Source organism: Gemmatimonas sp. (genome assembly GCF_044344655.1).
Classification (GTDB): Bacteria; Gemmatimonadota; Gemmatimonadetes; order Gemmatimonadales; family Gemmatimonadaceae; genus Gemmatimonas.
The window spans coordinates 42,609-54,911 of sequence record NZ_JBIJCN010000006.1 but is presented as its reverse complement, the minus strand read 5'-3'; the positions used below and the strand labels follow the sequence as shown (position 1 = coordinate 54,911).

Below are 12,303 nucleotides of genomic sequence, written 5' to 3'. Positions count from 1 at the left end.
TGATTTTCCTCGGGATAGCCTCGAACCGCCCGGTGTCCGGGCGGCTGCCATCCCCCTTCCACCGACTCCCTACGTGCTCGAGCAGTACGCCCTTATTCTCGCGCTCGGCTGCGCCGCCATTGCGATCGTGTATGGTATCGTGTCCGCGCGGTGGATCATTGCCCAACCTGCCGGCAATGAGCGCATGCAGCAGATCGCGGGCGCCATTCAGGAAGGCGCCGACGCGTATCTCAAGCGTCAGTACACCACCATCGCCATCGTCGGCGTCATTCTCTTCCTTGCCGTCGGCCTTGGCCTCGGCAGCTGGCTGACCGCGATCGGCTTCGCGATCGGCGCCGTGCTTTCCGGCGTGGCCGGCTTCATCGGTATGTTCGTGTCGGTCCGCGCCAACTCGCGTACGGCGCAGGCGGCGCAGAGCGGCCTCAACGCCGCACTCAACATCTCGTTCAAGGGCGGCGCCATCACCGGTATGCTGGTGGTGGGCCTCGGCCTCCTCGGCGTGGCCGGCTTCTACATGGTGGCGATCGGCGGCGCGACAGACGAAGCGTCGATCAAGCACGCGCTCGAGCCGATGGTGGGCCTGGCGTTCGGTTCGTCGCTCATCTCGATCTTCGCCCGACTTGGCGGCGGTATCTTCACGAAGGGCGCCGATGTCGGCGCTGACCTCGTGGGCAAGGTCGAAGCGGGCATCCCCGAAGACGATCCGCGCAACCCCGCCGTGATTGCCGACAACGTCGGCGACAACGTGGGGGACTGCGCCGGCATGGCCGCCGACCTGTTCGAGACGTATGCCGTGACCGTGATCGCGGCAATGCTCGTCGCGGGGCTCGGCTTCGCCACGTATGGCAACACCGGCGTGCTGTACCCGCTCGTCCTTGGCGCCGTGTCCATTCCCGCGTCGATCGTCGGCACGTTCTTCGTGAGCGTCAAGCCGGGTGGCAAGATCATGAATGCGCTGTACCGTGGCCTGATCGTGTCGGGCGTCCTCGCGGCCATCGCCTTCTTCTTTGTCACGCAGCAGATGTTCCCGGGTGAACTCGGCACGAGCCTGTTCATCTGCGCGATGATCGGTCTCGCCCTCACCGCGGCGCTCGTGGTGATCACCGAGTACTACACGGCCACCGAGTACGGCCCGGTGCGTCAAATCGCCAAGGCCTCCGAAACGGGTCACGGCACCAACGTGATCGCCGGCCTCGCCGTGTCGATGCGTTCGACGGCGGCGCCGGTGCTTGTGGTGGCCGCCGCGATCTACTTCTGCTTCCAGATGGCGGGGCTGTACGGCGTGGCCATCGCGGCCACCTCGATGCTCTCCATGGCCGGCATGATCGTGGCGCTCGACGCCTACGGCCCCATCACGGACAATGCCGGTGGCATCGCCGAGATGAGCAACCTCGGCCCCGAGATCCGCAAGACGACCGACGCGCTCGACGCCGTGGGGAACACCACGAAGGCCGTCACGAAGGGCTACGCGATCGGCTCGGCCGGCCTCGCGGCGCTCGTGCTCTTCGCCGACTACTCGAGCAAGCTGGGCGAGCACCTCGGCGCGCCGGTGAACTTCTCGATCGACGACCCGAAGGTCGTGATCGGCCTCCTCATCGGCGGCATGATCCCGTACCTCTTCGGCGCCTCGGCCATGCAGGCCGTGGGTCGCGCGGCCGGTGCGGTCGTGGAAGAGGTGCGCCGGCAGTTCCGCGAGCTCCCCGGCATCATGAAGGGCACCCAGAAGCCGCAGTACGATCGGGCGGTGGACCTGCTCACTAAGGCCGCGATCCGTGAGATGATCCTCCCCTCGCTGCTGCCGCTCGTAATCCCCGCGATCGTGGGCGTGGTGCTTGGCGGCGCGGCGCTCGGCGGTCTCCTCATGGGCACCATCGTGACCGGCCTGTTCGTGGCCATCTCGATGTGCACCGGTGGTGGCGCGTGGGACAACGCGAAGAAGTACATCGAGGAAGGCCACCACGGCGGCAAGGGCAGCGATGCCCACAAGGCCGCGGTGACGGGTGACACGGTGGGCGATCCGTACAAGGATACGGCCGGCCCCGCGATCAACCCGCTCATCAAGATCATCAACATCGTGGCCCTCCTGCTCATCCCGCTGCTCTCCAAGGCCTGATCTCGTGACTGCCTCTTCAGCAGCGTCGCCGCGCGGACCGGAACTGGTCCGCGCGGTTGGCGTTTGGGCCCTCGCGGCCAGCATTTTCAACGTCACCGTTGGCGGCGGCATCTTCCGCCTGCCGGCTGGCGCGGCTGCAGCGGCTGGTCCCGCCGCCCCCTTCGTGTACCTCATCTGCGCCGCGGTGATGGGCTTCGTGGTGCTGTGCTTCGCCGAAGCGGGGAGCCGCATCACGCTCACCGGCGGACCGTACGCCTACGTGGAAGCGGTGTTCGGCCGCTACGTGGGCTTCCTCGCCGGCGTACTGCTTTGGATGCTGGGCACCACCGCCGTGGCGGGGGTCTCGTCGGCATTCGCCGAAGGGCTCGGCGCCCTGTTCGGCATGCCGTCGCTGCGCGTGCCGGTGATCGTGGCGATGTTCGTCACGCTCGCGCTGGTGAATATCCGCGGCGTCGAGCAGGGGACGAAGCTGATCGTCGTCGCCTCCATCGCGAAGCTGTTGCCGCTCATCGCCTTTGTGGCGATCGGCGTCTTCTACATCCAGCCCGCCAACATCGTGGTGCACGACATGCCGAGCGCCACGAGCCTGGCGCGCGCGGCGATCGTGCTCGTGTTCGCGTTCAGTGGGGTGGAGACGGCACTGGTGCCGAGCGGCGAGGTGCGTGATCCGGCACGGACGGTACCGCGCGCCCTCGCGATTGCGATGATCGGCGTGACGCTGCTGTACCTCGCGGTGCATCTCGTGGCGGCCGGGCTGCTCGGCGATGCGCTCGCCTCGAGCACGACGGCACCGCTTGCTTTCGCGGCGGAATCGTTTCTGGGTACCCCGGGGCGCCTGCTGCTGCTGGTTGGCGCGAGCATCTCGATGTTTGGTTACGTGAGCGGCATGACCTTGGCGGTTCCGCGGGCGCTCTTCCGCTTCGCCGAAGATGGCCTGCTCCCCAAGGTGGTGGGTTCGATCCATCCAGCGTACCGCACGCCGCACGTGGCCATCGTCATTCAGACCACGCTGGTGGGCGCCCTTGCGGTGTTCAACTCGTTCGAGCAGTTGGCCGTGATTTCCAATCTCGCCGCGCTGCTGCTGTACGCGGGGTGTGCGGCGGCCACGTTCATGCTACGCCGGCGCGGAATCCGTCAGGAGGGTGCGGTGCCATTCGCCGTACCGGGTGGACCGCTCATTCCGTTCATCACGATCGGCCTGATCGCATGGCTGCTCACCAGCATCACGCAGGCCGAGTGGTCGGTCCTGCTGCTCACCCTCACCGTAGCGAGCGGATTCTACGTGGTGGCCGCGCGAACGATGCGCCGCGCGTAAGTCTCAGCGGCCCGAGCGCGCGTCTGCCGTCATCGTCAGCCGCGCGTCGGCGCCCAGCAGGCGGGCCATGCCCTGTCGGTCGAGCTGCACGACCGACAGCGGCACGGTGGGCGCCGACAGCTCGATCTGCTGCCATCCATCGGTGTCGGCCCTGACCACCCGGAGTTGCATGCGCGGGTGCTGCAGACGCACGAAGCGCAGCAGGTGTTCGTGCCATGCCTCCGCGGAAACGTCGTCGGCAACGGGGAGCGGTCGTGCCGACCGTGCGCCTGCCGTCATCGGCCGCGCGGCACCAGGCAAGTCGAGGTGCCAGGTGCCGGGCACGCATACGCCATGCTGCTCGTCCGCGATCCGGACGAATCCATCCCACGTACGGGCAGGACGACCGGCGATGTCTCGCTCGATCAGGTGCGATGCCGGGTGGTTCGGCTTTCGGGCGGATGACGACATGGGCTCAACCTAATGGCCGCATGGACGAGGCACTCGGTCAGGGATTACAGGAAGGGCAGTCGCCGGGAGGGGCCCCCGCCAGGCCATCCTGCCGGGGAGCGATCGTTTCGTACGGGCACGCGGCGCAGGTAAACCGCTCCCCAACCACACGCTCGGTTGGCATGCCGCACCCGTGGCACGGCAGCCCACGGACCACTCCGGTCCGCCCCCAGCCGGGCGCGAAGCACGACGGGCACGGCGTTCGCAGCCGGCGTACCAGGCGAACGGCCAACGCGCCGATCACGCGCATCCGCGTCGGATTGCAGTGTGCGCGCATGTCCGTTTGCACAAAGGCGCGGCCATTCGGCGACTCGGCCACCGCGCGGCGGATGGCGCGCCCCAGGTGCGCTGCATCGCGGACGCCCTTGGTGATCGGCGCGGCGCCCGCGACGGGCGCGTCATTCAGTGCCGGCTGGACGATCAGCGCGTGCGCCGGGAAGCCCACGGACTGCAGCCACGGGCCGAGGTCGTCGGCGGCCGTCACCACGCGATGCGCGTAATTCGTCCGCTGGCTGTGGAGCAGTTCATGCAGCATCAGGCCGCGTTCGTCGTCCACGTACACCATCAGTTCGGTGGCGACGGGAAGAATGGGAATCACAGGATGCGGCCCGAAACTCCCCTCGCTCGCCATCCCCAGCGGCAGGCCGCTCGCGGTCATTCCGAGACGCGCCTTCTGCAAGGCCACCGAGAGCATGTCGCCATCGCGGAGCACCTCGCCCGTGAAGGTGCCCAGGGCGTCGGTATCGACGGCCACGGTCCGCACGTGCAGCCCGAGCCCCACGCGGCAGGCGCGGGCAATCACCCGTCCCTTCTCGTGCAAGGTCGCGAGCGCTGCGGTCCTGCCGCGCCAGGCGCCGGTGGTGTCGTGGTCCGCCATGCGCACATGATAAGCAAGCCGCGGGCTTCGCCAGAGCGGGTCTCTGCGCAGCCCCAGCAGACTGGCTCCCGGGCGATAGCTTCCCCGCATGTCCATTCTCGACCGGAATCACCACAACGCGTTCTGCGCCCATACGCATGTGGCGTTGCCCCCCACTGGGCGCGGGCTGCTCGACGGCCTGACGTTCGGCCTCAAGGACATCTTCGACGTGGCCGAGCGTCGTACCGGGTTCGGTAATCCGGATTGGCTGCGCACGCATGAACCGGCCACGAGCTCGGCGTCGGTGCTCACGCGGCTTCTCGAGGCGGGTGCCAGCCTGGTGGGAAAGACGCATACCGAGGAGATGGCCTTCAGTCTCACCGGTGAGAACGCGCACTATGGTACGCCGGTCAATCCGGCAGCGCCCGGGCGCGTGCCGGGCGGGTCGTCCAGCGGGTCTGCCGTGGCCGTGGCGAGCGGGCTGGTGGACTTTGCCATCGGCAGCGACACCGGCGGCTCGGTGCGCGCGCCCGCAAGCTTCTGCGGCACGTACGGCATCCGCCCCACGCACGGCCGCATCGCGCTCGATGGCGTCGCACCGCTGGCGCCAGTGTTCGACACCTGCGGCTGGTTCGCACATGATGCGTCCCTGCTCGCCCGCGTGGGCGAGGTGCTCCTTGGCGAGGTCGTACCGGAACACGCCGGGCCGATCCGCGTGCTACTTGCGGTCGATGCCTTTGCACAGGCGCTCCCTGAAGCCGCCGCGGCACTGCGCCCCGCTGTTCACGGCGTGACCCGGGCGCTTGGCCCCGCAACACCCGTGACCGTAAGCCCCGAAGGGCTGACGACATGGTTCGAGGTCTTTCGCATGCTGCAGTATGCCGATATCTGGGCGTCGCACGCGGAGTGGATCGCCCGCACGCAGCCCATGTTCGGCCCGCAGGTGGGTACACGATTCGCTGCGGTCGCGAGCGGCGCGCCGTACGATCTCACCGACGTGCGTGCGCGGCGGCGCGAGATCATGACACACCTCGATCAGCTGCTGGACGGTGATACCGTGCTGATCATGCCGACCGTCCCCGACATCGCCCCGCTCCTCAATCTCCCGCCGCACGAAACGGTCGCGGTCCGCGAGCGAACGCTCGCGCTGCTGTGCATCGCTGGACTCGGCGGCTTGCCACAGCTCACGATGCCGCTGGCGTTGCTCGACGGGTGCCCGCTCGGTCTGTCTCTGGTGGCTGGACGCGGCAAGGACAGTCTCCTGCTGTCACTGGCCCGCCGAATCAGCGCATCGAGCGAGCGCTGACCTCAGCGCCAGGGCAAGTCGCTGTTCGGCGCGCCGCTCTGCGCGTGGTTATGCGCGCCGCCGGTCCGACAACACCCCCGCCCCAACCCATCCAAGCGCCAGCAGCAGCGAGACGAGGCTCACCATCTTCCCCGTCGCATACTCCGGCGAAGCGAAGGTGAGCGTCACGCGTTTGGCGCCCGGCGGCAGGTCCACGCTGAGCAGACTGTGATCGGCGCGCCGCACAATGCCCGGCTTGCCGTCCACCTCCGCCGTCCAGTCCTTATACCAGTTCTCACTCACGACCAGATGCGCCGGTGCGGCTTCGGCACCGCTCACGGCAATCTCCATGGCACCCGGCTGCCACGCAGTGACCGCCGCCGTGGCCGTGGGCGCGGGGAACGGCTGCACAGCGGCCGGCGACTGCACGGTGGCGGAATCATCGAAGATCGCCACGCTGTGCACAGGAAAGCGCGGATCAATCAACGTGGGTACGGCCTGATCCTCCGCTACCTTCGCCGACGTGGGCACCACGCGCGCATAGGCCGGTGTGGTGTCACGCTCGTACAGGACCGCAGGGGTGCCGAAGGTCGTCGTGATCTTCGGGACCACTTCGCGGAAACCGGGCACCGGCTGCGCCTCCGGCAGGATCAGGTACCGGATCGCCAGCAGGTCGAGCACGTTGGGCGAGAACAGATTGCGCCAACCTTCCGGCTTCCCTGCGAGATCGTCGTACCGCTTGAGTTCGAAGCCGTGGTAACCGCGGGCCGACGGAATGCGATACGCCATCATCAGCGACCAGCCATAGCTGTCACCCGCGTCGAGCACACGATACGGCGGCTTCACGCTCTTGAGCTTGGTCGTGATCGCATCATCGGCGAACAGCTCGGTGGCACGCGGCGAGAAGGTGTAGAACGTCTTGTTGACGCTCCACAGGTCAAGCGCCACGATCGCGGCCAGGAGGCCGGCGGCCACGGGGCGTGCCACCTTGCCGGCGACGGTCAACCACAACACCACGGTACCGAGCACGGCGAACGCCAGCAGGCGCGCGGCCCCACGCTGCAGATACGGCGCGTTGGCCACCACCGCTTCGTAGCGCTCGTTGATCGCCATCGACTCGGCCAGCCCCTGCAGGCCGCCCGCGGCCCCGAGTACCGCGAAGGCCACCACGCTGCCCGCCACGAGCAGCACGGTGCGGAGGGAAACAGTCCTCGCGAACACACGCTCGGCGCCGATACCGGCCATCACGCACACGAAGAACGCTGGCAGGTAGAACACCATGCCCATGGCGCGGATCTTCTTGAGCAGCGGCATGAACTCGTAGAACGGGCGGTAGAACGGCGTGTGCCCGGCGAACGAGAGCAATAAGAAGAACAGGGCGAAGCCCGCGAGCGTGTAGGCCATCACGCGGCGTTGCTTGTCGCCGAAGGCGAAGGCCGCGAGCACCAGCGGCAGCGCTCCCATGTACTCGGTGTGGAACTTGATCGGGTTCCGGCCCCAGTACTGATCGAGCACCCCGTTGAACTGCGGCAGCAGTAGCGTGAACACCTCACTGGGCGGCAACGCGTAGCTCGTGGCGAACTCCCACCCCTGATCGGGACCGGCACCGCCACGCGGCGAGAAGGGGATATACGCGAAGAATGGCATCACCTGCAGGGCCGTGATACCAAGACCGATCGCCACGCCAGCAGCCGCGAGTCCCAGCACGGGTACCGGCTTGAGGCCCACCGGACGCTCGGGATCCCAAAACACCAGGTACAACGCCCACAGGCCAAGCGCGAGCAACAGGAAGTAGGCCATGTGGTAATGGCCCAGAATGATCAGCGAGACCACGATCGCGAACACACCAAACGCCCAACGCTTCTGATGGCGAATGGCGGCGAGCAGCACCCAGAACGACAGGGGCGTGAGCGCGGAGACGAACAGCTTGCCGTCGTGTCCGGGGCTCATCTGCGACGCCACGATCCCCGTGAGTTCGAAGGCCACCCCGGCAACGATCGCGGCGCTCCAGCTCAGGCCAAGCGAGCGCGCGAAGCGATACATGAACCACCCCGCCAGCACGAAGTGCAGCGCCATGGCGTAGGTGATCGCCAGATCGACGGGCATGATCCACCGCAGCCACGCCGACGGATAGAAGATGTCGCCGTGCATCGCGCCGATGTACGGCAGCCCACTGAAGAGGTACGGGTTCCACTGGGGGATGGCACCCGTCTCCTTGAACCACTCGGCCCCGAACAGGCGGAACGAGTAGCCGGCGATGAACATGTCGGAGCGGCCACCGCCGAACATGATCTGTCCGGTGAGCAATGGCCACAGCAGGAGGAGCGCCGCCGCAGTGCAGACCGCGAGCGCGCCCAGATGTGCCGTCGTGTGGTTCGTCGACGGGGATGTGGTGGGATGGTCAGCCATGCTGGGAATCTACCTGCCCGCCCCACCACACCGCAGGGGCTCAGTGGCCCGTGCCCGCCTTCGTCTGCGGCGCGACCGGCCGGTTCGGCACCTCGGGGCCTGCCTTCTTCGTGGGATGCAGCTCCGCGAGCGTACTGCCATCGTACAGGCGGCCATTCTTCATCACGTAGCGCACGGTATTGCTGTTGCGCAGGTCGGCCATCGGATCCTTGTCGAGGATCACGAGGTCGGCCAGCTTGCCCACCTCGATGGAGCCAAGGTCGTTCTGCAGGCCGATCGCCGTCGCGCCCACGATGGTGGCCACACGCAGCGCCTCGTGGTTGGTCATGCCGCCGCTGGCCATCGCCCACAGCTCCCAGTGATAGCCAAGGCCCTGCAACTGCCCGTGGCTCCCGATCCCAAGGCGACCACCGGCCCGCAGGATCTTGGTGGCGTCGGCCGCGAGCTGCGGGAACACATACTCCTCATCGCGGAACCAGCCGCCGGCCGTACCGCCGTTCGGCATCGACGCCATGCGGCGGCGCGTCTTCGAGGCGAGTTCCTCGTACGCGGTGAAGCGCTGCAGCTTGGGATCGGCCCACGGGTTCTCCTTCGTGAAGAACCAGTTCTCCGCCCACGGGCCGCCGTAGTTCACCAGCAGCGTGGGCGTGTAGGCGCGCTTCGACCACGCCATGAAGCCGGTGACGTCCGCGCCGAGCGGCGTAATCCCCATCGAGTGTTCGAGGCCGGGATAGCCATCGAGGGTCTCCGAGAGGTTGAGCTTCACATCCAGCGAGCCCTCAGTGGTGGGCATGAGCTGCTGCTCGCGCGCGGCATTGATGATCCACTGGCGCACCTGACGGACGCCCGCCACGTACATCTTGATGGTCTTCGTGTCGTAGTAGCTGCTGTAGCGCTTCAGCATGCTCCGCGCATGTTCCTGATCACGGATGTTATCCGTGTTGAACACGCCGGGTCCGGTGCTGAAGATGCGCGGCCCGATGATCGTCCCGGCGTCCACCATATCCTGGTAGGTCAGTACGTCGGTGGTCGCCGTCTGCGGATCACGCGTGGTGGTCACGCCATACGCGAGGTTGGCGAGATAGGCCCACGGCTGCGTCTCGTGGATCGTGCCACGCTCGGCGCGCAGGTGTGCATGGGTATCCACGAAGCCCGGCACCACGGTCGCGCCGGCCAGATCCATCTCCGTGGCGCCGGAAGGAGCCGTCACGGTGCCGGTCGCACCGATCGCTGCGATGCGGTTGTTCCGCACGAGCACGTCTCCGCGGGCGATCACCTCGTCCCCCTTCATGGTCACGAGCTTCGCATTGCGCAGCAGCACCGTGCCGTTCGGGATATCGCGGGTGGCAGCCACCGGCACACGCTGCTCGCTCGGTGCGTACGGGCGCGGACGCGCGCTGTCGGCGATGGTGCTGTCACGGCGCGCCGCGGCGATCGCGGCATCGCGGGCGGTCGCGGCGTCGAGATCGTACACCACGTGCGCATTGCCGATCGACCAGTGCACGCGACGGCCGTTGCCGGACCAGGCGGGGAACTGTCCACCGATGTCCGTCAGCTTGCGCACGGGGAAGGTCGCCGCGTTGGGCTCGGCCACGTTCACCGTGGCCTGCGTGCCGCGCGGCGGTACCACGACCGTGTAGAAGTCGCCCCCGATCTGCGCGAGGGCGAGATCCCCCTGCGGCGACATCATCACCAGCTGCGCCGGTGGGCCCTGCAGTCCCGGCTCCTCGTGACGCCCCACGAGCTCGAGCTCGGAGAGCGTGAGGTCGTTGTGCCCGTGCCCATCATCGTCGATGGCACCGGTGCCACTCGCCCCGACGACCCGCAGATGCCGCTGCTCATCGGTGCCGTCCCAGCGGATCGACACGAGTCCATTGGCCGACGACAGATAGATGCGGGACGTATCGCTGGAGAAGTGGGGCTTGCTGCGCCCGGCGGCGCGGGCGATCAGCACGGGGGCACCGCCGGCGGGCGCGGTCGGTGTGGCCGCGTACCAGACCAGCTGCGAGGTCCCCGTCACGCCGGTCTGATCGCGACGTCCCTGCGACGGACTCTCGAGCGCCACGATGCGCATGCCGTTCGGCGAGAAGACGGGTTGCCGCACCACGGCGGCACCGCTGCTCACCACGGCAACGCGCGAGGCGCGCCCGGCCGCGATGCTGGCCTTGTACAGCCGGCCGCCCTGCTCCGTCCACGTGGTCCAGGCGAGCGTCTTGCCGTCGGGTGACCACGCAGGCTCGGCTTCGATCACGTTGAGCGTCGACACGCGGCGCGGTGTGCCGGCCGGCCAATCCATCACATAGAGCCGATCCATCGCCACGAAGGCGAGTTGCGTGCCGTCGGGTGACGGGACCGCATCGCGAATCTGCCGAGCGGTGAACTGCGCGCTGTCGCTGATCGGATACGCGAAGGCCAGCTCCGGCCCAACCTCCACATCGGCGCGCACACGGAAGGGAATCTCCGTCTGCCCACTGCCGTCCACCTTCACGCGCCAGAGCTTGTTGCCGTAGCTCGCCACCAGCTCTTTCGAGTCCGGCGTGAAGCTCATTCCCGGCAGCGCATCCATCGGGGCGCGCGACTCCATCTCGTCACGCTGCGTGGGGTACGCCAGCCAGCGCTCGTCGCCAGTGGCGAGATCGCGGAGGCGGAGCCCCGTCTTGTTCTCGTAGCGCGAGCCGTAGACCAGCCACTTGCCGTCGGGGCTCAGTGTGGGGCGCACCGCGGAGCCGTAACGCGACGACATCGGCTCACGGTCACCGGTGTCGCGGTTGTACGACCAGATCTGGTACTGCGGAAATTGCGCGTTGTAGTTCCACGCGCCCGTGCGCTGCGTGAAGAAGAGATGTTTGCCGTCGGCGGTGAAGGCACCGCCCGCCTGCTGCACGGCGGTACCCGGCGCGGCTGTCGCCGGCGCGGTATAGAGCGAGACCCCGGTGCCGCCTTGTACATGGTAGAGCCACAAGGTGGGCAGCCCGCCGCGGAAGCCGCCCTTGCTCGCCACGATGTACTTGCCGTCGGGTGAGTAGTCCGGCGAGAGGTACACGTTGCTGCGGCCGCGCGTGATCTCCTTGACCTCCTTCGTGGCGAGATCGAGGACATGCACGTTGTCCGCCCCCTGCCGGTCCGAGATGAAGACGATCGACTTCCCGTCGGGGCTGAACCGGGGCTGTACATCGTACGGCAGGCCGCTGGTCAGCCGTTGCGCGTCTCCGCCCGCGAAGGGGATGAGATAGAGGTCGCCGAGCATGTCGAACACGATCGACCCACCATCGGGCGACACGTCCAGCGACAACCAGGTCCCTTCCCGCGTGTCGAGCGGGTAGCGACGGGTGGCTTCGAGCGGCAGCGGCTTGGTGCTTGCGGACGCGGCGGCGCCATTCGCTCCTCTGGCCGGCTGCGCCTGAGCGCTTGAGGGGACAGCAGCCGCGAGGGCCACGAGGAACGTGCAGGAACGCAGACGCACGACGGCTCCGGGTCGAAGGACACAGGGGTTCCAGAAACTGACCACGTACGGCCGTACGGCCGTGCCCGTTGAGTGTGCGGCCCGTCCGGCTGGTGGGCAAGCTCGCGGAGCGCCACCGGGAGCCGGCCACGGGGGGACGGGGGCCGTGCCGCCGCCATCCGGAGGCGATGGGCCGAATGCTTGCCGATCCCCCGGTTTGGGTGCATTCTCGTGGCGACTGTCCCACCGTACTGCCTTTAGTCCCCGTTTGCGGCAGTCAGGTCGCCCTACCCATTCATTCGTTCAATGGGTGTGCCGGTCGGCGTCGCATGGCGCAGCAACAACCAGGGTGTCCTGTCGCAATCCCTTGCGCGGCCCTGCCCCAGCGAGTTCC

Annotated in this window: 7 protein-coding genes; 3 read left to right on the top strand and 4 right to left on the bottom strand. The window is 67.8% G+C overall.

All coding sequences use genetic code 11. From position 1 onward, the window contains the following. Positions 1-73 precede the first annotated feature (73 nt). Positions 74-2,113, top strand: a complete 2,040-nt coding sequence (locus ACIQ51_RS03600; protein ID WP_396203643.1) for a sodium-translocating pyrophosphatase — start codon at positions 74-76, stop codon at positions 2,111-2,113. A gap of 4 nt (positions 2,114-2,117) precedes the next feature. Further along, on the top strand, positions 2,118-3,428 hold the full coding sequence (locus ACIQ51_RS03595; RefSeq protein ID WP_396203642.1) for an APC family permease: 1,311 nt from the start codon (positions 2,118-2,120) through the stop codon (positions 3,426-3,428). Positions 3,429-3,431: 3 nt separating this feature from the next. On the opposite strand, the gene ACIQ51_RS03590 is transcribed toward ACIQ51_RS03595, so the two are convergent. Both ACIQ51_RS03590 and ACIQ51_RS03585 read right to left on the bottom strand, forming a co-directional pair. Continuing rightward, positions 3,432-3,878 (bottom strand): hypothetical protein, encoded by a 447-nt coding sequence (locus tag ACIQ51_RS03590; protein WP_396203641.1) that lies wholly within the window; start codon positions 3,876-3,878, stop codon positions 3,432-3,434. A 37-nt stretch (positions 3,879-3,915) separates the two neighbouring features. Next, entirely contained in the window at positions 3,916-4,794 is an 879-nt protein-coding gene (locus ACIQ51_RS03585) for a DUF6671 family protein (RefSeq protein ID WP_396203640.1), read from the bottom strand. 88 nt (positions 4,795-4,882) lie between these two features. Between ACIQ51_RS03585 and ACIQ51_RS03580 the strand changes: the two genes are divergently transcribed. Beyond that, positions 4,883-6,079: an amidase gene (locus ACIQ51_RS03580; RefSeq protein ID WP_396203639.1), complete on the top strand. Its 1,197-nt coding sequence runs from the start codon at positions 4,883-4,885 to the stop codon at positions 6,077-6,079. A 48-nt stretch (positions 6,080-6,127) separates the two neighbouring features. Here the strand turns inward: ACIQ51_RS03580 and ACIQ51_RS03575 are convergent, their stop codons facing one another. Together ACIQ51_RS03575 and ACIQ51_RS03570 are read right to left on the bottom strand one after the other, a co-directional pair. After that, on the bottom strand, positions 6,128-8,467 hold the full coding sequence (locus ACIQ51_RS03575; RefSeq protein ID WP_396203638.1) for a hypothetical protein: 2,340 nt from the start codon (positions 8,465-8,467) through the stop codon (positions 6,128-6,130). A gap of 40 nt (positions 8,468-8,507) precedes the next feature. Further along, positions 8,508-11,930 (bottom strand): amidohydrolase family protein, encoded by a 3,423-nt coding sequence (locus tag ACIQ51_RS03570; protein ID WP_396203637.1) that lies wholly within the window; start codon positions 11,928-11,930, stop codon positions 8,508-8,510. Between the last annotated feature and the right edge of the window lie 373 nt (positions 11,931-12,303).